Source organism: Syntrophomonas sp. DTU019, assembly GCA_913757435.1.
Lineage (GTDB): Bacteria > Bacillota > Syntrophomonadia > Syntrophomonadales > Syntrophomonadaceae > DTU019.
Genome location: CAJYDM010000002.1, coordinates 305,147 through 331,335 on the forward strand (window position 1 = coordinate 305,147; position 26,189 = coordinate 331,335).

17 protein-coding genes and 1 other annotated feature are annotated in these 26,189 nt (G+C 49.3%); of the genes, 3 read left to right on the plus strand and 14 right to left on the minus strand.

Annotation, left to right across the window (positions count from 1 at the left end; all coding sequences use genetic code 11):
• Window positions 1-139 precede the first annotated feature (139 nt).
• Window positions 140-508: a binding site (T-box leader), on the minus strand.
• A 76-nt stretch (window positions 509-584) separates the two neighbouring features.
• The 4 genes from AC15IQ_RS07105 to recJ are packed head-to-tail and all read right to left on the minus strand — an operon-like array spanning window position 585 to window position 6,655.
• Window positions 585-1,211 (minus strand): MBL fold metallo-hydrolase, encoded by a 627-nt coding sequence (locus AC15IQ_RS07105; RefSeq protein ID WP_483178192.1) that lies wholly within the window; start codon window positions 1,209-1,211, stop codon window positions 585-587.
• Between the two features lie 15 nt (window positions 1,212-1,226).
• On the minus strand, window positions 1,227-1,676 hold the full coding sequence (gene dtd / locus AC15IQ_RS07110; protein WP_483178193.1) for a D-aminoacyl-tRNA deacylase: 450 nt from the start codon (window positions 1,674-1,676) through the stop codon (window positions 1,227-1,229).
• Window positions 1,677-3,860 carry a RelA/SpoT family protein gene (locus AC15IQ_RS07115; protein ID WP_483178194.1) on the minus strand — a complete coding sequence of 728 codons (2,184 nt, stop codon included), beginning with the start codon at window positions 3,858-3,860 and terminating at the stop codon, window positions 1,677-1,679. It abuts the gene before it with no gap.
• A 5-nt stretch (window positions 3,861-3,865) separates the two neighbouring features.
• Complete coding sequence (gene recJ, locus AC15IQ_RS07120; RefSeq protein WP_483178195.1) at window positions 3,866-6,655, minus strand: single-stranded-DNA-specific exonuclease RecJ; 2,790 nt, start codon at window positions 6,653-6,655, stop codon at window positions 3,866-3,868.
• A gap of 807 nt (window positions 6,656-7,462) precedes the next feature.
• Between recJ and AC15IQ_RS07125 the strand changes: the two genes are divergently transcribed.
• The 3 genes from AC15IQ_RS07125 to AC15IQ_RS07135 all read left to right on the plus strand — a co-directional run bounded on the left by AC15IQ_RS07125 (window position 7,463) and on the right by AC15IQ_RS07135 (window position 12,898).
• A complete protein-coding gene (locus AC15IQ_RS07125; RefSeq protein WP_483178196.1) occupies window positions 7,463-8,620 on the plus strand; it encodes an acyl-CoA dehydrogenase family protein in 1,158 nt (385 codons plus the stop codon).
• A gap of 49 nt (window positions 8,621-8,669) precedes the next feature.
• Entirely contained in the window at window positions 8,670-10,415 is a 1,746-nt protein-coding gene (locus AC15IQ_RS07130) for an acyl-CoA carboxylase subunit beta (protein WP_483178197.1), read from the plus strand.
• 374 nt (window positions 10,416-10,789) lie between these two features.
• Window positions 10,790-12,898: a sigma 54-interacting transcriptional regulator gene (locus AC15IQ_RS07135; protein ID WP_483178199.1), complete on the plus strand. Its 2,109-nt coding sequence runs from the start codon at window positions 10,790-10,792 to the stop codon at window positions 12,896-12,898.
• Here AC15IQ_RS07135 and AC15IQ_RS07140 read toward each other — a convergent pair.
• From AC15IQ_RS07140 to AC15IQ_RS07185, 10 genes are all read right to left on the minus strand, one after another.
• The gene (locus AC15IQ_RS07140) at window positions 12,895-14,196 is read right to left on the minus strand and encodes an MFS transporter (RefSeq protein WP_483178201.1); all 1,302 of its coding nucleotides are present in this window, start codon (window positions 14,194-14,196) and stop codon (window positions 12,895-12,897) included. The genes AC15IQ_RS07135 and AC15IQ_RS07140 overlap by 4 nt on opposite strands.
• A gap of 229 nt (window positions 14,197-14,425) precedes the next feature.
• Window positions 14,426-15,610, minus strand: coding sequence for a thiolase family protein (locus AC15IQ_RS07145; RefSeq protein ID WP_483178202.1), 1,185 nt, complete (start codon window positions 15,608-15,610; stop codon window positions 14,426-14,428).
• A 17-nt stretch (window positions 15,611-15,627) separates the two neighbouring features.
• Window positions 15,628-16,854, minus strand: coding sequence for a thiolase family protein (locus AC15IQ_RS07150; protein ID WP_483178204.1), 1,227 nt, complete (start codon window positions 16,852-16,854; stop codon window positions 15,628-15,630).
• Between the two features lie 39 nt (window positions 16,855-16,893).
• Entirely contained in the window at window positions 16,894-17,691 is a 798-nt protein-coding gene (locus AC15IQ_RS07155) for an enoyl-CoA hydratase/isomerase family protein (protein ID WP_483178206.1), read from the minus strand.
• A 157-nt stretch (window positions 17,692-17,848) separates the two neighbouring features.
• A complete protein-coding gene (locus tag AC15IQ_RS07160) occupies window positions 17,849-18,736 on the minus strand; it encodes a 3-hydroxyacyl-CoA dehydrogenase family protein (RefSeq protein ID WP_483178208.1) in 888 nt (295 codons plus the stop codon).
• A gap of 150 nt (window positions 18,737-18,886) precedes the next feature.
• Window positions 18,887-20,071 carry a thiolase family protein gene (locus AC15IQ_RS07165; RefSeq protein ID WP_483178209.1) on the minus strand — a complete coding sequence of 395 codons (1,185 nt, stop codon included), beginning with the start codon at window positions 20,069-20,071 and terminating at the stop codon, window positions 18,887-18,889.
• A 22-nt stretch (window positions 20,072-20,093) separates the two neighbouring features.
• Window positions 20,094-21,923 (minus strand): acyl-CoA dehydrogenase, encoded by a 1,830-nt coding sequence (locus tag AC15IQ_RS07170; RefSeq protein WP_483178211.1) that lies wholly within the window; start codon window positions 21,921-21,923, stop codon window positions 20,094-20,096.
• A 21-nt stretch (window positions 21,924-21,944) separates the two neighbouring features.
• Window positions 21,945-22,745: an enoyl-CoA hydratase/isomerase family protein gene (locus AC15IQ_RS07175; RefSeq protein ID WP_483178213.1), complete on the minus strand. Its 801-nt coding sequence runs from the start codon at window positions 22,743-22,745 to the stop codon at window positions 21,945-21,947.
• Between the two features lie 302 nt (window positions 22,746-23,047).
• Window positions 23,048-24,406 (minus strand): sodium:solute symporter family protein, encoded by a 1,359-nt coding sequence (locus tag AC15IQ_RS07180; protein ID WP_483178214.1) that lies wholly within the window; start codon window positions 24,404-24,406, stop codon window positions 23,048-23,050.
• Between the two features lie 100 nt (window positions 24,407-24,506).
• Window positions 24,507-25,853: an acetyl-CoA hydrolase/transferase family protein gene (locus AC15IQ_RS07185; protein WP_483178216.1), complete on the minus strand. Its 1,347-nt coding sequence runs from the start codon at window positions 25,851-25,853 to the stop codon at window positions 24,507-24,509.
• Window positions 25,854-26,189: the final 336 nt, after the last annotated feature.

Below are 26,189 nucleotides of genomic sequence, written 5' to 3' on the forward strand. Positions count from 1 at the left end.
CTCCTTCAATAATCTAGCCAATGTTGAGCTGTTATTATCGAAGGGAAACATCCCCGGGCTGTAAAGCTCTGCTGACATCCTCGAATCCACCCTCTTTCACTGTGTTCATATACCCCAGAAAACAAACAAACCTCTCTCCACCAGGGACGAGAGGCGAACTTCCCGCGGTACCACCCAATTTGCCATAAGGCCGCTTTAGCTATCAGGATACAGGATCTGTAGAGCAGGCTGGAAATAAAAAGGCTTCACATCCTCATGGGACGTGAAGTCTGGTGCTTACACGCTATACCACCCAATAATGGTTCAGGGCCTGCTTAAAGGATACAGGTTTAATCCGATATCCCCCCTCTTTTAACGGCAAGGGCTCCGCCTCGACCTACTTGCATATGTTTCAGCCGGGTGCTCCTAAGTGAACTTCAATCTGCTTCCTCATAAGGATGCTTGCAGCCGGTGGCATCCTCTCTCTGTCTGATTTCCCAGACCTACTTTACTTATTCACAGCATTTAAATTATTGATATCGCAATAATAGCATAATGCTCACGGCCTGTAAAGGCCAGGACGGGCTAAAATTATTAATTATCACTTAGTCGCGGAGGAAAGGATTGCGCCTGCGCTCAAAGCCTATAGTCGAAGCCGGGCCGTGCCCGGGATAGACCACCACTTCATCATCATAGCAGAGCAGTTTGTTCTTGATATTGGCGATCAGCTCATCGTATGAACCTCCGGGAAAATCGGTGCGTCCGATCGAACCATAGAAAAGCGTGTCTCCAGTAAAAATCATCCCTTCGGTGGCTAAACAGATCCCACCCTGACTGTGCCCCGGGGTATGAATCACCTTCAATTCTACCGTATTGCCTATCTTGATGATGTCGCCTTCATCTATATACTCCTCCGCCGGCGGACTGGTGACTTGCTGACCCATCATGAAAGAAAAGTTGGAGACCGCATTGGTCAACATTTTGGCATCTTTGTGGTGGATCAAAACCTTGGCTCCGGTGGCATCTTTGATAGCCCGATTGGCTCCTATATGGTCAATATGGCCGTGGGTATTGATAATGTAGATGGCTTTAAGTCCGTTATCATTCAGGACTTTTAAAATGCCGCGGGAGTTCCCCCCTGGATCTATCACCGCCGCCTCCCTGGTCTCTTCGCAGCCAATTATATAGCAGTTGACTGCCATGGAACTAATCTCGATGCGCTTGAGAATCACTGTTCTTCCTCCTTATCAAAATGCTCGGGCACTATCCAGCAAAATGGTGCAGGGGCCATCATTGCATATATCCACCTTCATGTCGGCCCCGAATTCCCCAGTTTCGACCTTGATTCCTTTGGAACGCAGGTTCTCTATACAATAGTCGAACAGAGGTTCTGCCTCTTCAGGGGGTCCGGCTTCAGTAAAACTGGGCCGGCGCCCTTTACGGGCATCTCCGTAAAGGGTGAACTGGCTGATCAATAAGACCTCTCCGCCTATATCCTGAACCGAGAGATTCATTTTACCCTGCGGATCAGCAAAGATCCGCAGTTGGGAGATCTTTTCCATCAGGTAATCGGCCTCATCTTCAGTGTCGCCCTTCTTAATACCCAAGAGGACCATCAGACCCTGGCCGATACTTCCAACAACCCGGCCTTCCACCGTTACTTTACTAGCGACCGTGCGCTGAACCACTGCCCTCATTTAATCTCCCCTGTATTCACCTGGCAAGACCCGTCTTACTTCCATCACATCTTTAACCTTCTGTATCCTCTGAATAACCGCCTGCAGATGACTCATGTCCTTTATCTCCAGTTTAAAATTCATTATTACCCGGTTATTCTTGGTGATGCGGGAATATACCGAATTGATGTGGATTTTGGTATCAGCGATGACGATCATCACATCGGTGGTCAGCCGGGGACGGTCCATTGCCCGGACCTCCAGTTCCACCCCATAAATCCCCCGGTCATCAGACCATTCCACATCAATAATACGGTCCGGTTCATGATTCATATAGTTTTGCATGTTGGGGCAATCTTGACGGTGAACGGATACTCCCCGTCCTCTGGTAATATACCCTAAAACTTGGTCACCAGGCAAGGGGTTGCAACAGCGTGCCAGGCGTATAGCGACATCGTCCACCCCTTTGATGCGCAAGGCCCGGGTATCCTTATCGGCGTGCGACGCCGGGCGGTTGACGCTGGTCTTCAATATGTCCTCAACGCTGGCTTCCGGAAAGTATAATTCCTTCTGTTTATTAATGACCTGATTGACCGTCAGAGCCCCATCACCCAAGGCGGCCAGGAGATCGTCGACGGTACTATAGCCAAAGCGCCGGGCTATATCCATCAACTTGTCTTCCTTTAATAACTCGCGGGGATCGAGGTGTTTCTTTTTCAAATCCTTTTCCAGGAGTTCGTGGCCGCGCATGATATTGACCTGGCGCTTCTCCCTCTTAAACCATGCCTTGATGCGGCTTTTGGCAGATGAGGTCTTGATGAAATTGAGCCAATCTTTAGACGGTCCCGGTGAGCTTTTGGAGGTGATAATCTCCACAATCTCACCGTTATTCAAAGTGTAATCCAACGGTACGATGCGCCCGTTGACACGCGCGCCGGTGCACTGGTGCCCCACTTCGGTGTGCACCCGGTAGGCGAAATCCACCGGACAAGCGCCTTTGGGCAGCTCTATTACTGCCCCCTTGGGGGTAAAGACGAAAACCGAGTCATCGAACAGGTCTATTTTTAAGGATTCCATAAATTCGTCGGTATCCTTGATATCTTGCTGCCACTCCAGGATCTGCCGCAGCCAGGCCAATTTCTCATCCAGTTTACGCTCCCGGCCGGTGTCGCCCTCTTTATAGCGCCAATGCGCAGCGATGCCGTATTCGGAAGTACGGTGCATATCCCTGGTGCGGATTTGCACCTCGAACGGTTCACCCCCCTGTCCGATCAAGGTAGTGTGCAAGGATTGGTACATATTCGGTTTGGGTGTGGCTATATAGTCTTTGAATCGTCCCGGGAGCGGCTTCCACATAGTATGTATTATGCCTAAGACCCCGTAACACTGACGGATGTCGTCCACGATGACCCGGATGGCAATTTTATCATAGATCTCATCAATTTCCTTGCCTTGCTTGATCATCTTTTTATAAATGCTGTAAATGTTCTTGGGGCGGCCTTTGATTTCTGCCTTGATGCCGATCTGATCCAGGCCGCTGCGAAGCTGCTCGATCAATTCATTGACATAGTCTTCCCGCTGTTTCCGTTTCAGTTTGAGCCGCGTGGCCACCTCGCGGTAAGTATCGTTGTCCAGGTAGGCGAAAGCCAGATCCTCTAGTTCCCATTTGAATTTAAAGATCCCCAGGCGATGAGCCAGCGGGGCAAATATCTCCTGGGTCTCAGTGGCAATCTCTTTCTGTTTTGGTTCACTTTGATAGTCCAGGGTGCGCATGTTATGTAAACGGTCAGCCAGTTTTATAAGAATAACCCTGATATCCTTGGCCATAGCGATAAACATCTTGCGCAGGTTTTCAGCCTGGGCGTCTTGTTTGGTCTTGAAGTTGATGCGCGACAGCTTGGTAACCCCTTCAACCAAGAGGGCGATTTCTTCTCCGAAGTTTTTTACCACATCCTGATAGGTCACAATGGTATCCTCTACCACATCATGCAAAAGAGCAGCACACACTGATGCGACATCCATTTCAATGTCTGCCAGGATAAGGGCTACCTCGACCGGATGGCTGATATACGGGTCGCCGGATATACGCTTTTGGTTTTCGTGTGCTTTGCTGGCATATAGATAAGCTCTGGTTATGAGGTCCAGATTGGCATCCGGGTCATAAGCGGCCACCTTATCCAGAATCTGCTGTAATTTTGGATCCATTGATGTCACCTAAGCGGCAATAACTGAAGACTTTCCATCAGATCATGGAAAGCTTTCTTTTCGGCCAGGCCTTCAAGATAATAAGGGGAATCAACCATATCAAAGCTGGTTTTAACTTGGGGCACCAACTTTATTGCCATAATACTACCCTTTTTCTTAACCTGGCACAAGCCCAGGTCGACAAGTATCTGCAACAAAGCCCCCAAATTTGTCGGGTGCAGGCGTACCCCACTCCGGTCTGACAAAGCCTGGCAGAGGTGGGCAGGTTCGCCCTGCAGGGCTTGCGGACCCAGGGAACACAAGGCCGTATACACTGGACGGAGCAATTCCGGGCCGGGATAGAAGCGCTCCAAAAAACTGCGATTGGCCTCGGCCTGTTCGGGTTCAAACAGCAAACCCAAAGGCGTAGCGCCACTGCCCCCCAATTCCCAATATAGCTGGGTTATCTCCATCAGGCTAAAGGGCAGGTCAGCCAGCCAAATCCCGTCAATATCCGTTACCGGGTCACCACAGGCATTGCCATCGGTGAGCAGGAATCCAGCAGCCGCCCTGGAGAATTGCATCCTCATCCGGCGGCGTTGCTGAGTATCATTCAAACCAACTTCGTTGTAAAGGTTTTGATGCCGTTGCTGCCAGCCTTGCAAAGTCCTGGGGCGATTGACATACACTGCATATCGCCCCTTCGGAAGCATATTTCCCGCCTTAATAGGGTATGCCAAAGATAATGGGAAGGGTGCCGACCGATCACTGCTCTCATCAATGTCGTATGTGGCCGCTCCTTCCTCCCTGGCTTGCAAGTCTATAGCATAACCGCCTTGCCATGAAAGGCCGTTATGCTGCATATAATAGTTGTAAGCCCGGGTAATTATATAAATGCCCGGAACGCCTGCATGCAAGGCCCGCTCTCCGGCCTGACGCCGGCTCAAGGGCATATGGCCGTGCAGGCTGTACAGTACTGATTCACACAACCACAGTTGCAGGTAATGTCTAACTTTTTTCCACAACCGATAGGTAGGCACATTTAACACTACCACCTGCTGCTGCTCCAGCCGGGAAACAGCAGCTGAGAGCCATGAAGCCGGTGTATGGCCGGACTGTGCTTCAGTCTGATAGGAAGTACGCATCTCTTTGACTTTGAGTTGCAGACTGGTCCGGCCTCGGAATTGGTTGCGGTCCAGTTGAAAGCTGATATCGGCCCGGTAATGGCTTGACTTAAAATCCACCAGATGCGGCTTGCCGAAAGCGATCACGCCCAGGTCGGTGCCTTGCAGGCGGGCCTTAAAGTGCTGGCCTTCAGAACCTACCATACCCGCTTGATACAGCGCCGCTCCCCTAACCGCCAGTACCGGGGCATGATTACCGGGCCCGAAAGGCTCCATAGCCTGGATCTCCTGCCATAGCTGGCAGTTTAACTCCTCGGGGGTAAGTTCAATATCTATGTGATGTTCTGATCGTTTTAGCTGAGCCGGACAGTGCTGCTGGCTCCAGGCCTGCAAAGCCTCATCAAAGGCAGACAGTTTCGACCGCTCTATGGTCAGGCCTGCCGCCATGGGGTGCCCCCCGAATTGACGAAGATGTCTATGGCAGGCCTGCAAGGCGGCATTGATGTCAAAGCCCTCAATGCTGCGACATGAACCCCGCCCGATATCGTCCTCCCAGTTTATGAGGATGACCGGTTTATGGTGCTGTTCACAGAGCCGTGAAGCTACAATGCCCAGAACTCCATGGTGCCAGTCACTGCCGTCTATAAGCAGCACTGGTTTATCCTTTAAGGATGGTTGGTGAGCTATTTTAAGGGACGCTTCGCCTACTATTATTTCCTCGATTTGTTTCCGTTCCTCATTGAGGCGGTCAAGTCTCTCCGCCAGGTAGCTGGCCTGTTGCTCCTCGCGGCTATAGAGCAGTTCCACGCTGAGCCGGGCGTGGTCCAGCCGACCGGCTGCATTGAGGCGCGGAGCCAATATGAAACCGATTTGCCAGGAATCCAGCCGTTCCTCAGGTTTGATACCACCCAGATCCATCAAGGCCCTTAGTCCGGGCCTGACGGTATCAGACAGGCATTGCAGCCCGTGTCTTACCAAGATGCGGTTGTCACCGGTCAGCTCAACGATATCAGCAATGGTGGCCAGAGCCACTAGATCCAGCCAAAGGTCTGGTTTAGACTGCTTCGTTAGGGCACGGGCCAGCTGGTAGGCCACCCCAGCCCCGCACAGTTTGCGGCTGCCCGGGTTGTGGTCATCCAGTTGAGGATTTATTATGGCGTCTGCCTCGGGGAGTATTTCACCCGGCATATGATGGTCGGTGACAACCACCTTCATACCGAGCCTCCTGGCTGCGGCCACCTCATCCACTGACCTGATGCCACAATCAACAGTTATGAGCAGCCCATAACCTTGCCCAACCAGTTGCCGTACAGCTTGCATATTGAGCCCATAGCCCTCCTGAAATCGGTCGGGAATATAATAATCCACCTCAGCGCCAAGCATCTCCAGACATTCTCTCAATATAACCGTACTGCAGACCCCATCCACGTCATAATCTCCGTATACGATTATAGGTTGCCGGGCTAAAATCGTCTCTTCGATCACCTCTATTGCTGTAACCATGCCCTTTAGGGCATGCGGGGAAGTGAGTTCTTCCCAGCGGGGTGAAAGATACCGTCGGCATTGCTCCTCGGTACACAGGCCACGCTGCTGCAGCAATATGGCTGCAGTAATGCTTATACCCAGGTTTTTAGCTATAGTGCGGGCTTGTTCAATATCATATTGGCGAACGATCCATATCGGCTGATTCATTTAATCCCCTTTGAGAATCGGGTAGACTGTGGCCTCAAAGAGGCCATTCCGATTTCTTATACATTATAAATGAAGACGATACGAATAGCAGTAGTTTCTTATTGCGCAGTATCAGCCGGGGTATGACGTTGAAAGCAAATACTAGCACGGTCTATTGGCTAGCAGGCAGGATACCTAATTGGATATGCTGCGGTCTTAGGGGATTGGGGCAAACCCCATTTGGCGACCAGGTTGCTGACTCCAGCCCATTGGCTGGTCGTGACAGGTTTAGCTCATACTCCCGGGTAGAGGAAGGATGGGATTGAAAACATGGTCGGATGAGGCTTTAATATGGTTAATATGTTGTTTTTATATCCATACAATTGTACGCGATACCTTACAACCGTCTGCTTCAGGCAATCTTCAACCCAAAGTCTTCTTAAGCCCTGCAATATCTCATTCAGCTTTCCTGCAATCAAAGCCTAAAGCTCTAAATAAGGGAGTTGGCATGATAGCCCCCACTCTATCCTTGACCAATACAGTCCGAATCCGGCGCAAACGCCATCATAGATGTTGCAGTCATTGATGGCACAACATTTGCATTACTATTACGGTAATATTATGACCATGTGTTAAGAAGGGGGGTCTAATGATAAGCCCGGACGGTTTAATCTCTAAACTACCTTAATCAGAATAACGGATTATAACAGGGGGGATTATAATTCCGTAAACTAATGCCTTATAGATTGTTGCAATATACCGAGTTCATTATCCCCCCTTTTAAATAAAAACTGATAGTGATTATATAAGGTTTGGGAGGTAGATCTTGTGAATTTTGATTTAACAGATGAACAAAAGATGGTTCAGGAAATGGCCAAAAACTTCGCAGAGAAGGAAATTGCCCCTTATGTTGACCAGGACGAGGAAAACCACTATTATCGCAGAGAGATTTTAACCAAGATGGGCGAATTGGGTCTCTTAGGTTGGAGCATCCCCGAGGAATACGGCGGAAATGGCATGGGTTGGATGGAGGCGGTTTTGGCCCTTTACGAAATTGCTAAAGTTCATACCTCCTGGCGGCTGAGCATAAGCGGCAACTGCTGGGGGCCGGCGATGACTATCAATCAGTATGGCACCAAGGAACAGAAGGAGAAATACATCCCCAAACTGATCAGCGGAGAGCATGTAGGCAGCTTCGCCATAACTGAAGCCAATTCCGGTTCGGATGTGGCCAGCATGAAGACGTTCGCTGAAGACAAGGGTGACCACTGGTTGATGAATGGCAGCAAGATGTGGATATCCGGAGGTCATGTTTCCGATGTGGGCCTGGTATACGCAGTAACCGAGAAGGGTGCTGGCCACAATGGTCTATCCTGCTTTATCGTCGATTACAATAACACTCCCGGCATTACCAGGATTCCTATAACCACTAAAGTTGGCATGTGGACCGCTCCCACCTCGGAGCTGGTTTTCGAAAACGCCATAATACCGAAAGAAAACCTGTTGGGACCTTTAAATAAGGGCTTTTTCATCTGTATGTGGCAGCTTAACAACACCCGCATGGGCTGCGCTACTGGAGCGGCTGCGCTTTCCGCCGCCTGCCTGGAAGGTTCGGTGCAATATGCTAACGAACGCACCCAGTTTGGCAAACCGATTGGTAAATACCAGATGATTCAGGCGCAGCTGGCAGAGATGAAACTGGAAGATGAAGCCGCCAAGTACCTGGTTTACCGCGCTGCCTGGCTAAAAGACAAAGGATTGCCCAGCCAGCAGGCTACCTCCATGGCCAAGTTATTCGGTTGTCAGGCTGCAGTACATGCCGCTAATATGGCTATGAAGATTTATGGATCCTATGGATATTCCACCGAATATCCATGCGGAAGATGGCTGCGTGATGCCAAACAGTTCGAAACCCTGGAAGGCACCTCCAACATGCACATGCAGATCATCGCCAACATTGAGCTGGGTTATCAGCCCAACAGATAAGCATACCAGGTTTTAAACTATTAATGTTTTTGGAAGAAGGGAGAAGAAGATGAGCGAATACGGTTTTTCACTACATCCATATTTTAAGGAAATGCCTGGCATCGGCAAAGCACTGAGAAAGGCTAATAAGGCCAATACTGAAGAGCTTAAAAAGGTCGAAGCGGTCATAGCCGCAGAAGTGGAAAGAGTTAAGAATTCAGGCAAAGCCACCGATTTGATGAACAAAAAAGGGGAATTGGACGTCTGGCAGCGCCTCGAATACCTGGTAGATCCGGGCACCTTTTGCCCTTTGCATACCATCTATGATCCACAGGGCAATGAAGAAGGCAGCACCGGTGTAATTGACGGATTAGGCAAAATATCGGGCAAATGGGCAGTAATCATCGCCTCTAACAACAAAATCATGGCCGGAGCCTGGATCGCCGGACAAGCCGACAATATTCTCAGGGTCACCGATATGGCCAAAAGACTGCACATACCGCTGGTATGGGTGCTAAACTGCAGCGGTGTGAAACTGATGGAACAGGAAGAAGTTTATCCCAACCGCAGGGGTAATGGCACTACTTTCTATCGCCACGCCGAACTCCAGCAGATGGGTATACCAGTGATAGTGGGCATTTATGGCACTAATCCGGCTGGCGGTGGTTACCACGGCATCAGCCCCACTACCTTAATAGCCCATAAGAATGCCAATATCGCCGTAGGCGGCGGAGGTATTGTGGGTGGCATGTCGCCTAAAGGTTATTTCGACGAGGAGACTGCCGAGAGCCTGATCGATGCCACCAGGCAGTTGTCTTCAACTCCTCCGGGCAGGGTTGAAATCCATTACAACGGCACTGGATTCTTCAGAGAGGTATGTGACACTGAGGAAGCTGTACTGGACAGAATTAAAAAATACATGCAGGATATGCCAGCCTACCATCCCGACTTTTTCCGGGTAGCGGATCCGGTAGAGCCGAAGTTTCCGGCTGAAGACCTTTACAGCCTGGTGCCTGCCAATCAGAGAAGAACCTATTCTATGCCTGAGGTTCTGGCTCGGCTGTTTGACAATAGCGAGCACTTGGAATACAAGCCTGATTACGGGCCCGAGGTTTATTGCGGTCTGGCCAAAATCGACGGCTATCTGTGTGGTGTGATTGGCAACAATCAGGGTGCTCTGGGTGCTGAATATCCTGAATACACCGACCAGTACCAGGGTATGGGCGGAAAGCTCTACCGCCAAGGCCTGATAAAAATGAGCGAATTCGTTACCTTCTGTGGCCGTGACCGTATCCCCATGATATGGGTGCAGGATACCACCGGCATCGATGTGGGTGACATCGCTGAAAGGGCCGAACTCCTGGGGTTGGGCCAATCACTGATTTATTCCATCGAAAGCACAGAACTACCTATGATGCTAGTGGTCTTAAGGAAGGGCACGGCTGCAGCCCACTATGTTATGGGCGGGCCCAACGCCAACAACAATAACATCTTTACACTGGGCACGGCTGCCACGGAAATTTATGTCATGCATGGGGAAACCGCCGCTGCCGCCACCTATTCGCGCCGCCTGGTCAAAGAAAAAGATGCTGGCAAGCCACTGGAACCCATTATTGAAAAGATGAATGACATCGTCAAGGATTACTATGAGAGATCCCGGCCGGCTTTCTGCGCCAAGCGCGGCTTTGTCGATGAAGTTGTGAATTTGGACGAGCTGCGCAAATACTGCAAGGCTTTTGTGGGAGCCTCGTATCAAAATCCCACTTCCATATGCCCGCCCCATCAGATGATAACCCCAAGGATTATCAAAGGCTAATTAAATCCTTACTCCCCTCCTCAACAGTATGGATTTAAAACAGACACAAACCCGCTGGTTTACCCCGAGCCAGCGGGTTTGTCTTTTTTGTTGCAGCGCTTGAAGGATTGAAGGTATGATAAGGATACACGTTAAAACTAGGATTTTGGGGGTATTTGGGAGACAGAGCGGTGAGTTTTCTGGTTTGCTTCATTTTTCCACAGTTTTAGATGATGAAATTAGTAGCTAGTGGATGTATACTTAAAAGCGGTAATATATTTCACTCCCAACTTGCCATTCATGTCTAATTTTGTTTATATTTGTTAAAACAGCTTCTCTATTTTGATGTAACCAAGCCGAAGATGATCAAGGACCAGCGAGAAAGGAATATAAATATGGAATTTGTTACTTTTCCAAATTCGTTTATTTTCGTAAAGGACTTGATTAATAAAGACTTCCAGTGTTTACGTCCCGAAGATTCCTTACGTACGGTGGTGAGCAAATACAAAGAGACCAAGGTAGAGACACTGCCAGTGGTTGACGAAGAAGGCAAGCTAGTGGGGGTATTTCCCCGGGGTAGGCTTTATAATGCCATCCTCGACGGGAAAAGTATGGACGAACCCTGCAGTTCCTATATGGTTACATCCCCCCATACCCTTCCTTCTGATCTCAGTTATAATGAACTAACTTTTAGCCTGCGGGTAAATCATAGCCGGGTGGGAACGATTCCGGTTGTCGATGAGAATCATAAACTGGTAGGCATGGCTGGAAAATTGGAATATGTCCGCACAACTCTGGGACTGACCAGAAAAGCTATGGCACACCTGGAATCTGCCTTCCAGGCCATGAGTGAAGGAATCATAGTTACTGACGAACATGGCAACATAGGCCGCATCAACCTGGCGGCCGAAGGCCTGTTTGGCATAGGCGATGTAATTGGCAAACATATTTCGGATGTGTTTCCGGAAATCGTGTTTGATTTAGTGCGCCGCCAAAATGTGTATTGCATCGTACGCTCTTTACCTGTAATAATCAATCAGGTGCCGATAACTGTTGATGACCGGATCACTGGCATGACCTATACTTTTCTTGATTTATCCGATTTAGAGGAGGTCACCGCCGAGCTGGAGATCGTTCAAGAGCTGCAGGCCAACCTGCAGGGCGTCTTGAGCGCTTCTTCTGATGGCGTAATCGTTTCTGATCAGCAAGGCTTGATCAGATATCATAATGAAGGCGCTATCAGCCTGCTAAAGAATCCCCCCCCTAGTCTGGTCGGTCAACATATTGAAAATATCGTGGGCAATTCTAGCAGCTTCAGTAATGCCATAGAAACCGGCCTGCCTGAAGTTGAAGTATGCTCCATAAATGGGCGCAATTGTATTGTTTCACATGTCCCGGTGAAAAGAACCCGAGCCGAGGGCGTATCGGCTGGCATAGTGAGCACGGTGTATCTAGATGATAACCGCTTGACCGAACAACTATCCCAAAGCTGGTTTTCGCTTAAACAACAAGTTCAGTATTATCGCCAGGAACTTGAAAAGCATGGTGGCTCAGATACTGCTGAGTTTAATAAGATAATTACTGCAAACAGCGGATTTAAAGCCCTGAAAAATGAAGCCGAAAGAGTGGCCCGCAGTACCTCAACGGTTTTGCTCACTGGTGAGAGCGGAGTGGGAAAGGATATGTTCGCCAGGGCCATTCATGCCGCAAGTCAGCGGGCCCGGCTTCCTTTTGTGAAAGTCAATTGTGCCGCCATACCAGAAACCCTGCTGGAGTCGGAACTATTTGGCTATGCACCAGGGTCTTTTACTGGCGCTTTGAAGAAGGGCAAAATGGGGTATTTTGAGCAAGCTCATGAAGGCACTATCTTCCTGGATGAAATTGGTGATATGCCGCTTTCCATTCAGGTAAAAGTCTTGCAGGTTTTGCAGGAAAAACAGTTTATGCGGGTTGGCGGCACCCGCACTCAGACAGTGGACGTTAGAATAATAGCAGCGACCAACCGGGACTTGCGTGAGGCTATGGCCAAAGGGGAGTTCCGAGATGATCTCTTTTATCGCTTGAATGTGATCGAGTTCAACCTCCCCCCACTGCGCTCCAGACCTGAGGATATTCTGCCCTTGGCAGAGGTATTTATAGAAAAATACAACCGCATTTTGGGCACACGTGTAACCCGGCTTTCCAGGGAGGCAGAAGAGTTGCTGGTCTCCTATTCCTGGCCAGGCAATATAAGGGAATTGGAAAACGCCATCGAAAGAGCTGCTAATTATGTCTGGGAAGGCGAAATAAAGAAAACTCACCTTCCTGCACATATAAACCCAGATCGTATTGAAAACAAGATAGAGACCGTACGTCCGTCTTTGTCCTCATTAGATTTTGTTGAAAAGGATATTATTGTTGATGCTTTGAAAAAGACCGCAGGCAACAAAAGTGCTGCTGCACGGTTGCTACGGATCAGCCGTTCTTCGTTTTATGATAAACTGGCCAAACATGGCATAAGTTAAATAGCCTTTTGATCGTTATAATGAGCCTGTTTGGTCAAGAAGAAGAACCGTTTTGGGGTTTTGCGAACAAATATCATACAGCACACCGCCAGTGCTGATACTACAGCTAGGAACTTCCAGGCAATACTGTATGAGTAGGCGGGATCGTACAGACGGGCAACCCAAATTGGCCCCAGGGCGCCGCCCAGTAAACCTGCCATGGTAATAGTGCCCCAGATTTTACCCATAGCACTTACTCCGAAGCGGTCAGCAACGACAGCCGATATGGTCGCAGCTGCTCCATGAGCGGCACCTACAACCACCATCACCAATAGTATCATACTGCTACCTCCGGTGGTGAAGGCGAATAATGCACATCCCAGGCAATAAAGAGCATAGGAGATGACTATAGTGGTTTTTCGATCTTTGACCAGGTCGGCCAACCATGCCCAAACCACGCCGCTGGCTGCGGTAATTAAGCCGGTATATCCGAAAAAGGTAGCTGCTTTTAGCTTGCTCAGACCCATATCAGTCATGGCCATTACCGCATGATTGGTCAATGAGTACCAGACGAACAAATACCCCAGGTAGCCAAACAGCAAGAGCCAGAACTCTCTGGTTTGAAGTGCGTCCTTAAACGACCAATCCTTCTGGTTTACTATTGGCGTTTTGCCAGGGATCTTTTGAATGGCTTCAAACTGCTCGGCTTCATGGGGCTTCATGCCATCGACATACTGACCCACATCCTGGGGCAGGTTCTTGACCAGCAGGCTGACCAGGATAATAAGCAGTGCTCCGGTACCGATGCCCAGTACGGTTACTGCAGTCCTCCACCCCCAGGCTTCCATAAGATAAGCTAAGAGCGGGTTGAAAACAAACAAACCGACTCCCGTTCCGATAGACACCAGTCCAGCAGCAAGTCCTCTTTTACGCACAAACCAGCGCGATACCATGGTTGTGTTCACAACCATTCCGGCTCCTACCGCTGCCAGAGAAAACAACATGCCATAAGAGAGATATACGCTGAACAGACTCCTGGCCTGGCCAAACAAGGTCAAAGAAATGGCCATCAAAGCAGCCCCGGCCATAATCATCTTCTTGGGTCCAAAACGGTCCACCAAAGCCCCGCCAAAGGGCTGTAATATAGCCTGGCTGAGTATACTGAGGGAGAATACGCTGGTAACCATTGCTCTGCTCCAGCCGAATTCATCCAAGAGCGCCCCGAAAAGTGTACCAAAACAAAACTTGTTGCCGTATATGATGCTCACTACAATAAATCCAACCGCAACAATGACCCACCCGTAGTAGATGTTTGACATCACTCTACGCACAAAATAATCCCCTTCCCCCGCAAAGCATTAAGATTCCCCTTCGTTTGAACTTGCGGATTCTTTAAAAATAATGCTGTTTAATATCGTGGTATTTTCTAAGTTGACTACGTGTTCCGCAAGTATTTCCTCATATCAGTAGAAGGTCTTATAAACAGATGATTTCTTATCCTGCCAGGCAGGATAAGAAATCATCGTAACAATTCTTAAAGACTATGAGTTACAGTTTTTCCAATAGCACCGTTAGAGACTGACCACCCAAGGCTCCGACATTGACCAGACCCAGTTTGCCTTGACCGGTTTGCAGGCGGCAGACCATATTGGCTACCAATGCTCCTCCGGTTGCTGCACCAGCGTGTCCAAAGCCCAGGCTGCCTCCGTCCACATTGGCCTTTTCGGCCGCCTGGCCCAGTTGTTTCAAGACTGCCAGACCGTATGCGGCGGAAGGCTCATGGAAATCAATGAAGTCTATATCGTCTAAAGTGGTCCCGGTTGCCTTCAAGGCCTTTTCGATCGATTTAGCGGTTGTGATCTCTAAGAGCCGGGGATTGCCTGCAGCAATCCCAAAGCCCAGCATGCGGGCCAGCGGTTTGGCCCCCAGGGCCTGGGCACGGTCTGCTGAAAGCATGGCAATGCTGGCTGAACCGTCAGCCAGTGGGGCAATATTCCCCTCGGTGGCAGTACCGTCCGGATTAACCGCAGCCAGTTTCATCAATTGGGCAAAGCCGGGGGCTTTGGCGGCATCATCGGCTTCTATCACGACTTCGGCCTTCTTTACCTTTTTGGTAACTGGAACTATAGCGTCTTTAAACAGCCCATTTTTAATAGCGGCGGCCGCTTTTGACTTGCTGGCAGCGGCATACTCATCCAGTTCACTGCGGCTAATGCCGTAATTTGCTGCAATGATATCAGCTAATGTATAGGCACTGAGTTCACCATAAGTGTCCACCGGCTGAGCTTTGATTTCTACGTCAACCTTGGAATCATGGAAACAAGCGTTTTCAGGCCCGAATTTGTAGCGCGGGTGGACCAGATACCACTGTGCCTGGCTGTTGGTTTCAATGCCACCAGTCATGAGGGCCGAATACTCACCACTGATAATCTTGTTAAAAGCACTGATCATGGCTTGAAGGGCGCCTGCACACAGAGCGTTCAAAGTAAATCCGGCTGTACTTTCTGCCAGTCCTGCCAGTAGCCAACCGTGCCTGCCAATATTGGCGGGTAGACTACTCTGTTTGGCCTCACCGTATATACAGGCATCAAATTGTGAGGAATCAAACCCGGCCCGGGCAACAGCTTCTTTCATTGACATGGCGGCAATATCCTGAGAACGTAGATCAGCAAGTGAACCCATATACAATCCCACAGGAGTACGTGCTGCACTGGCGATTACGACGTCTTGCATAACTATCCCTCACTTCCCTAGTCTATTGTCTTGATTATGCCGGCAACGCCGATTCCGCCGCCGCAGCACATAGTAGACAAACCGTATTTGCCATTGGTACGTTGCAACCCATACAGGAGTTTAGTAGTAATAATGCATCCGCTGCCTCCTAAGGGATGGCCCAGCGCTATTGCACCGCCATACAGATTGACATGAGAATCAAGCCAGTCTCTGTCTACATCCCAGTCGCTCATCCATTCTCTGTAGACGGCCAGGCTCTGTCCGGCAAAAGCCTCGTTTAACTCCACCAGGTCCATATCTTTTAGAGTTAAGCCAGCTTTACCCATTGCTATCTCAACTGCAGGTACTGGTCCGCGCCCCATTATAGAAGGATCAACACCTGCTATACCGCCGGCTACAAACTCTGCTCTAGGCTTAACGCCCAATTCTTCAGCTTTTTCCTTGGACATCAAAATGGCCATGGCGGCTCCGTCATTTCTTCCTGAGGAGTTAGCTGCAGTCACAGAACCGTCTTTTTTAAATACCGGTTTTAATTTGGCCATGGCCTCCAGGGTGGTTTCGCGCGGATATTCGTCTACTTTAAAGATCCCTTTGCTGCCATCGGCCTTCTCGTATTCCACAGGAACTATTTCGGCCACAAAATCGCCATTGGCAATGGCCTGTTTGGCCAATACCTGGCTTCTGTATCCAAATTCGTCCTGTTCTTCACGGGAAATCTGGTGAATATCGACTAGATTTTCAGCAGTAATGCCCATGGGTATGTTGCCATACCTTTCCACCGGCGCTCCACCAGGGCCTCCGGCAATGATGGCATCATAAAGGGTCAGATTGGTGGTTCCAAAGGCCTGATTGGTCTTGCCGCTTAAGAAAAACTCCCCGGTGCTCATGGATTCTACGCCTCCGGCCAGTACCACATCGGCAAATCCATTTTTAATAAACTCGTAGCCCTCGATCATCGACAACAGCCCAGATCCACAGGCAACCGTTACTGTAGCCGCCGGAAGTTCTTCCGGAAGCCCGATATTTAGGACCATATTACGGGCAATATTGGCACAGATGGTATTTTGTTTAACCTGACCTACAAAACAATAATCATAATATTCCGGCTTTACCTTAGCCTTATTGCGGTCTACAATAGCCTTGGCCACCTGGGAGACTAAATCGATAGGTTTAACATTTTTAAGAGAGCCACCCATAGTGCCTATGGCGCTTCGGGCCATGTCAACTATTACAACTTCACGCATTATATCCCTCCTAATTTGCTGAACATTGATAGATCCAGCTTATTTACCGGTGTATTCTGGTTTTCTCTTTTCCACAAAAGCACGCATGCCTTCCTTAGCGTCTCTACTGCCAAAAATGGCCGCCCAGGCATCCTGCTCTACTCTCATGGCGGTCTCGTTGTCTGCGCCCCAATTCTGGTTAATTACTGCCTTGAGCATTTTCAGTGTAAAGGGGGGTTTTTTTGCCAGCTTCTCTGCCCATTCTCGGGCGGTGCTCATTAATTCGGCGAGCGGGACCACTTTGTTTATGAGCCCGATCTCCAGAGCTGTCTGAGCGTCTATCATGCCTCCAAAAAAGAGCATTTCCTTAGCTTTGCACATGGATACATTCTGCACCAGCCGATGGGTCGCTCCTCCACCTGGAAAAATCCCAACGTTGATCTCTGAACAGGCGATTTTGGCATTTTCCGCAGCTATACGCAGGTCGCATAACAGCACATTTTCTGCTCCGCCGCCCATGGCGTATCCCGCTACAGCCGCAATAGTCGGTTTAGGCATATCAGCCAAAGCCCTCTGACCAGCACAATTCAGGTCAGCATGAGCGCGGGCATCGACCACACTGTATTGTGAAATAGCTGGCAAATCTCCGCCAGCACTAAAAACCTTCTCACCACCGGTGAGTATTACCACTCTGACATCGGGGTCGTTTCCCAGCGCGGTAAAAATCTCCACCCGTTCACGATTTACCTCATTATTTATGGCATTTAATACTTCCGGCCGGTTGAATTGAACCGTGGCAATATGGTTTTCTACTGTGACCAGCATGGTATTAAACTTCTTATCCCGGTATGATAACAAAAATACAACCTCCTTCCCGATGTCATCGGCCTCAGTTATAGGTTACGGTCTATCCGGAGCTTTGCCGGATAAACCGCAACCAGCATCTGTTAGGTGTTTCAGCCTGTCAGGGCCCTACTTAACACAGGCCGCGTTTGATAAAACCTCACATTTCGATTTAGAACTTGATGTCGGTTCTGGGTTTCTTTTCCCCAGAGGTGTAGTCGTACCATCCCTTGCCGGTTTTGCGGCCCAAATCGCCAGCGGTGACCAGTTTCTCTAGAATAAGACTGGGCGCAAAATGGGGATTCTTATAACCCGCATACAGCTGTGACAACACGTTGTAGTTGACATCCAGACCTACGAAATCGGCCAGTTCAAATGGTCCCATGGGCATATTGGCACCCAGTTTCATGGCTGTGTCGATATCTTCAATGCTTGCTACGCCTTCCAACAAGCATTTGTAAGCTTCACAACGCAGCGCTGAATTGATCCGGTTTACGATAAAACCGGGAACGTCTTTGGCCACAACCGTAGTCTTGCCCATTTTCTGAGCAACTTCAGCAACTACCGCGATAGTTTCATCCGAGGTTTTGATAGCACGGATGAGTTCGCACAGTCTCATTACCGGCACAGGACTGAAAAAGTGCATACCGATAAATTTGGATTGATCTTTAACTGCTACAGCCAAAGAGGTAATTGGAATAGATGAGGTGTTGGTTGCCATGATGCATTCAGGTTTGCATATAGCGTCCAGTTTGCCGAAGATTTCTCTCTTGAGATCAGCGTTTTCATACACAGCTTCAATGACCAGGTCAACATCGGCTGCATCCTCAAGGGCAGAACTGGGTTTGATAAGAGCCATGGCACCGTCAAGAGCTTCCTGAGTCAGGGTTCCTTTGGCAACCTTTTTGGCCAAAAGCTTATTGATTCCGGCAATTCCCTTTTCAACAGCGGCGGGGGCAATATCATAAAGATACATTTCATAACCGGCCTGGGCCCCTACCTGCGCAATCCCGGCACCCATAAATCCTGCTCCAACCACGAATATTTTCTTAACTTCCATTTTCATTTGCCTCCTTTGTGCTAATCGCAAATACTCAGGGACAACTACATTTGTTAAGTTAGCGGTTGGCCTGTTTCCGACTATGCTGTATCAATGCTGCGTTTACTAATGAATCTGCCAACCGCTTCACTTGTCGAAGCTTTCTAATTGCTAGCCAACCCATTCCCAGATGGCGGCAACGCCCTGGCCGTGTCCGACGCACATGCTTTCTACCGCATATTTGGCGCCGTAATAAGGCATCTCATGCATGAGTGTGGTGGCTATACGAGCACCGGTGCAGCCCAAGGGATGTCCCAAGGCGATTCCGCTGCCGCGCGGGTTTAATAAAGGATGATTCCTGATGCCCAGTTCCTTGGTGCAGTATACTGCCTGGGAGGCAAAGGCTTCATTGATTTCCCAGATATCGATCTGATCCATTGTCATTCCGGCTTGTTTTAAGACCTTGGGAATCGCGATAGCCGGTCCGATGCCCATATAGACCGGATCCACACCGACAGCAGTGTAGCCTATAAGTTTCATTTTGGGTTTAAGGCCCAATTCTAAGCATTTTTCCTTGCTGGCTACCAGCACGCAGGCAGCGGCGTCATTGGTCTGGCTGGCGTTTCCGGCCGTTACTGTAGCCAGTTCGTCCTTCAAAAACACTGGTTCCATTTTGGCCAGGGTCTCCATAGTGGTGCCCGGTCTAATGCCCTGGTCTCTGTCGGCAACCTGCCTGACGGTGCTGCCGTCTCTCTGCAAAACCTCGACCTCAATGGGCAGGATTTCATCTTTGAACAAACCTTCGGCAGTGGCTTTATGAGCTTTGGCATGGCTCTCCACCGCCATCTGGTCCTGCTCTTCGCGGGTAATGCCATACTTGCGGGCTACCATCTCAGCCGTCCAACCCATGCCTTTGGCATTGTCATCTGTGAACTCACCCAGACGCGGGTTATGTTCATTGCCCCATCCCATGGGGACATGGGTCATATGCTGTACGCCACCAGCCAGGATTAATTCAGAACCCCAGCCCATATTGATTTCAGAAATGGCGTTGAAAATGGCCTGTACACCGGAAGAACAGAAGCGGTCCACGGTGCATCCCGGAATGCTATAAGGGAAGCCTGCCATAATTACCGAATAGCGTCCGATGTTGCTGGCCATGTCTTTAACCAGAGCGGTTCCGCCCAGGATTACCCCATCCAGCTCTTCTTTCTTGTCCTCCAGTCCGGCCCGTCGCATCAATTCATTCATAGTCAGTGCTGCCAGGTCATCGGCTCTAACATTGGCGAAATATGAGTACTTACCAGCCTTGGCAATAGCGGTTCTAACACTTTCAACCAAATAGATTTCTCGCATTTAATAATCCCCTTTCCCCAATTTAATTGATGATCAAGGCCTCTTCCGGAACTTCCAAAACACTGGTGTCGGCATCCTTGATTACTGTGGTCAATGTAAATACGTTGGGCAGGATGTTGTTGGCATAGTAACGCGCTGCGGCCAATTTGCCGTTATAAAAGTTCATATCATAATGATCCGCGGGCAGATCCGCAATAATCTTTTTCACTGTTAAAGCCTGGTCTAAGAGGCAATAGGCAACATAGAGCTGCGCGAATACGAACAGAATACGGATGGCAAAGACATTAATGAGCTGGCCTTTGTCAGCTTTGTCGGCATGCCAGGAATAAACCAGGTTCATAACCTCTTCCGCGCAATTGTAAGCCTTTTCCATGTTAGCGAATTCCTTGGCCAACCCCTCAACATTTTTATTATCATCTATGAACGCCTTGATGCTTCCCATCCACTTTTTGAAGGGTTCGCCGTCTTTCATGGTCATCTTGCGGCCTACCAAATCGTTGCCATGAATGAAGGAGGTGCCCTCCCAGATGGTTAGAACCTTGGAATCGCGAAGATACTGTTCAACCGGATATTCCTTGGTGTATCCTACTCCCCCCAGAACCTGAATGGCTTCCGCAGTCATCAAGGCTGCAGTCTCACTGCCATAACACTTGACCAACGGGGTCAGGATGGCGGCCACATCAGCGCATTCCTTGGCTTTGGCCTTGTCTTCCGGTTTGGAATTTTCAGCTATGTCCAGGCTCCAGAAGCCTTTGAATATCATAGCCCTGATGCCTTCGGTGTGGGCCTTCATATCCAGGAGCATTCTTCTCACATCATCATGCTTGATAATGGGAACGCGCTCGCCTTTTATATAACCCTGAACCCTGTCAATGGCATACTGAGAAGCCAGGGCATATGCCGCAGAGGCCTGGTTGTTGGCATTGTGTCCGGTGCCTATACGGGATTCATTCATCATATTAAACATCATCATCAGGCCCTTAGAGCGGCCTTTTTCATCGGGGTCCGGTCCGACCTGGATTCCGTAGCACTCGTCGTTTTCACCGTAATTCAGCATACAAGTAGCCGAACCGTTAAGTCCCATTTTATGTTCGATGGCAATGGTGGTAACATCATTATCTTTACCCAGGCTGCCGTCTTCATTGACCCAGATTTTGGGAACAATATAAAGGCCCAATCCTGCTGAGCCTTTGGCTCCTTGAGGCGGACGGGCCAGAACCATATGAATGGTGTTTTCACATATGGAGCCGTCACCGGCAGTGATGAACATCTTGGTCCCTTTGATCTTCCATATACGCGGGTCTTCGGTAGGATAAGCCCTGGTCAGGGCATCGCCGACGTCTGAACCGGCGGAAGGTTCAGTCAGGTTCATGGTGCCCTGCCAATCGCCACTGAGCATCTTGGGAACGAATCTTTCTTTATCAGCTTCGGTGCCGAATTTGATAATCAGGTTGGCAGCCCCGGAGGTTAATTTGATGTTTGAGCCCATGGCCGGACAGGCGGCAGCGATCATTTCAGCTACTGCTTTGTAAAGGATCAAGGGCATACCACCGTCAACTTCCACGCATTCACTGCTGGATCCCCAGCCATTTTGCTGCAGGAAGCGGAATACTTCTTTATATCCGGGGGGATTGGTGACTACGCCGTTTTCGAACTTGACGGGGTTCTTGTCGCCTTCAACATTGATGGGGCTGACTACTTCCCGGGCAACTTTGTACCCTTCGGTTAAAATGGGATCAACATCGTCAATGCTAAAATACTCTTTGAAACGATCCAGAGCGAATACTTCTTCTGAAGGAAGCCATTCTTTCAAGATGAATTTTAAATCGCGAACATTATATTTGTATTCCATTTAGTATTTCCTCCTAATTAGCTACTCGCCGGTATACACGGGTTTGCGTTTTTCCAAAAAGGCATTCATGCCTTCTTTTGCATCTTTGGTACCGAAGGTCATCGACCAGCCATGGGTCTCGATCTGCAGACCTTTTTCCAGACTGCTGCTCCAAGCTGCATTCAATGCCTCTTTGGCCATGCGCAAAGAAAAAGCAGGCTTTTTCGCCAACTGCCTGGCCAACTTCAGAGTAGTCTCTTTTAGCTCCGCCAGGGGAACAACTTTATTGACCAGGCCATATTTCAACGCGGTCTCAGCATCGAACATCTGCCCGGTAAAAACCAGTTCCTTGGCTTGACAAAGCGATATGTGCTGGGGCAGTCTCTGTGTAGCGCCTCCACCCGGGAATATCCCCACATTGATCTCCGGCAGAGCAAATTTGGCATTGTCCGCCGCGATTCTCAAATCGCAGCACAGGGCATTTTCGAAGCCGCCGCCCATGCACACCCCAGCGATCATAGCGATAGTAGGCTTGGGAAGATTGGTAAGTGTCAGGCCGCCCTGCACATTCTTATCAATGAATTCCCGTGCTTCTTTGACCCCATAATGGACCATCGACGCCAGGTCGCCGCCGGCACTGTAAGCCTTTTCATTACCGGTCATGATCAAGACTTTGATCTCGGGATCCTGACCTGCTTCGAAAATAGCTTCACTGCGTTCGATCACCAATTGAGCATTGGCGGCATTCAACGCTTCCGGACGATTGTACTGGATTATGGCTATATCGCCATCGCCTTCAATGGTGACCTTGATGCACTGATAGTCCTTATCACGGTATGACATCCTGCACCCTCCTTTCCGAATTTATGTTACATAATTCACGAACTGAGTCATCCACTTGATCTAACACCGTGGAATTTACCAACCTTTTAACCTGTTCAGGTTGATCAATTATGCAATTCCATAATCATTTGCCATTGCTGTGCTTCATCTCAATCAGTTTTGGTAATGACAAAAGAATATTGCTGTAACCGGTTTGGCATTTGGGGGCGGGGAGAAAGCAAATGTTTCGCCACCCGTCCCCAACGCCAAACTTATATGCAGTACTACAAAATCTTGCCCTTGACCCGATTCAGGCTATAGCATTATAGTTTGCCTGCCGCATCGGCTTCGGCCAGGGCCTCTTCATATACCACAAATCCGTCTGCTTTCGGTTTAGGAGCCATCAAGGTCAAGATTACCAGGATCGGTACTCCCACCGCCAAGGACGGCCACAGTGAAGTAACATAAGGATTGCCTGCAAAGTGCCAAACCGCTGCTACAACACCGCCCACCAGTATAGACCAGAAGGCGGCCCGGCTGTCAACCCGCGGCCAGAATATGGCTACTAACAGCACCAATCCGGCGATGGCCCGGATCTGGAAAGCACCGGCCATCTGTCCCAGTATGGAGGTGGCTTGCAAGCCGAAATAGGTTGCGGCCAGACCAACAACAGTCATGGATATGCGGGAAAACATCAAGCGTTCACTTTCATCCGCGCTCGGTTTGAATAACTTGTAGACGTCCTCACTGAGCATGGTACTGGTTAGCAGCAATAGTGCAGGACCGGTAGACATAATCGCAGCCAAAATGCCCATGGAAGCCAGAACCGCGAAAGTCGGCCCCAATTGATTGGCTACCGTATAAAGGATACTTCCGCTGCTAGCAGTAGGCAGCATAGCTTTGCCAACAACACCGATGATTGCCGGGAAACACGCAAATATAAACGTTAATACAGAAGCCCATATAAACCCTTGCTTGTAAGAATGTTCATCCCTGGCTCCGAAAATGGCGGCGATTAACACCGATGCGGCAAAGAATGACAAAGCCGTACCTACCACCCAGCCGGCCATGGTCAACAGGTCAGGCTGATCCATCCGGAAATAGGTCGTAGGCAGGGCGACCTGTAATTGCCCTATGCCACCAGCCCATTTCACGGCGAAAATAGCCACTGTACCCAGACCAACATACATCACTATGGTGTGCAAGGCGTTCATCCAGGCCATACCCTTCATCCCACCGGTAATGCACAAGACGATAAACAGAATGCCCAAGACCCAGGTAATCATAGTCTTGTCCACGCCCAGCAGGGGCGACAGTATATTACCTGCAGCCACCGGCTGCATAGCAAAAAGAATGGCGTAAACCAGAACCAGCACAAACATCATGACCATTCTGGTTTTGGCGTCAAACCGGGCAGCATAAACCTGGGGCACTGAAACGGAATTAAATTTATTGCCGATAACCCGGTAGAACTTGGCGGCGGTAAATAAAACCACCAGACAACCGATGCTCATGCCCCAGTTGACCCATACCGCTGATATTCCGAACTGGAAGGCTTGAGCGGCATTGCCAACCGTGCCTGCACCGGCAATGATTTCAGCGAACAACAGCGGGATAATCAACATCGCACCTAAGTCTTTTTTGGCAACAAAATATCCGGCCAGAGTACTTTTTTGCCGCATCATATATAAGCCAATCCCGGTAGTAATTGCAAAATAAGCTACTACACATGCTATAACCATAAAACTCTAACACCCCTTTTATTTGATTTGAACGTCGGGTCTAATCAATCTTGTTGGTCCGGGTCCAGATATGCTGCTCCTGGGCCGCTTTAATCAAATCATCGCGGAAATCGGGGTGCGCGATATCGATTAAGAGCTCAGCTCTTCTGTAGGTTGATTTTCCCATAACGTTGGCTATGCCGTATTCGGTTACGATGTAGGGTGCGTAGGTTCTGGGCATAGTTACGATGGTTCCCGGACTGAAATGGGGAACGATTCTGGACACCATTTTGCCCTTCTGCATCTTGGTGGAAGTAAGGCAGATAAAAGGCTTGCCACCTTTGGATTTTAACGCCCCAATGGTGAAATCAAGCTGGCCGCCGGTGCCAGATATATTGCGGAATCCGGAGGATTCAGAATTGATCTGACTGTAAAGATCAATTTCAACCGCGTTGTTTATGGCGATTACTTTGTCGTTTCGTGCGATGACGTCTGGATTGTTGGTGATATCCACCGGATATGTGGCCAAGCGTGGATTATTGTGCATATAGTCGTAAAGCCGCTGCGAACCAAGAGCAAATGTGTAGGTGATTTTCCCCTTGTCAATGTTCTTCTTTTCCCCATTGACAATCCCTTTTTCTGCCAGGTCAATGAAGCAATCGGCCATCATTTCAGAATGGATACCAAGGTTTTTCAGGTCGGTGTCGGCAATCATCTTGCCTATCATGGAAGGCATTGCGCCTATGCCAAACTGCAGAGTGGCGCCGTCTTCGATTTCATTAATGAGTATAGAAGCAATCTTTTTCTCAGCATCGGATACGGGAAATTCCGACGGAAAAACCGGCATGGGACTCTCATGCTCTACCACATAGTCAACCTGGGAGATGTGGATGGATTCCTGTTCCCCACCCAGGCACCACGGTACATTGGGATTAACCTCCAGGATCACCACGTCTGCCGCGTCGCAAAAGGTTTTGGCATAAGAGCAGGCCGGTCCAAAATTGAAGTAACCGTGTTCGTCCATTGGCGTGGTCATGAGCATGGCTACCTTGGGCGGGTACATATTGCCGGAACGGGTATTGCCTGGGCACTGCCCGTAGTTGCCAGGAATGTAATAAGCCAGGTCACGGTCTCCCATATGGCGTTCGTGTCCGCTCATATGTCCGGAATGATATAGAAACGATTTTTGTTCGGGGTCTGCTTTGACTATTTCAGGTTCGTACAAAAGACACACGCCTTTTACATTGACCCCAGTCAACTCACCAGCTCTACGGGCCAAAGCCTGATCCAGAGCACGGGGGCCCATGGCGAAATGTCCGTACCATACCCACTGATTGGATTGGACTACTTTTACGGCTTCATCGGCTGTTCGAAGTTTGCTGGCATAAAGGTCACTATAGGTTCCCAACTAACATCAACCCCCTAATAAATAATCATGACTGGCCATATACTACAGCCAGACTTTTATGTTTACAGTGTTGATTCATTACCTCCTTCCCGATTCTTGTCGTATTTTTGTTCCAACATCTTAGAACGCAACATTCATGCCAAGAAGTCCGGGGAAGAGGTGATATTAGTTTGCGCTATAATTTAGCCGTCTCATGGGGATTTAGCATAAAAAAGAACACAGCTGCCTGCCTTGATGTTGTTCGATAATTATTACAGGTGTCTGTAAAGTCAGACACGTGTGGCGGCGACCAGTATATCCATATCTTGGAATGACTAGAGCAGATTGGTTTCAATC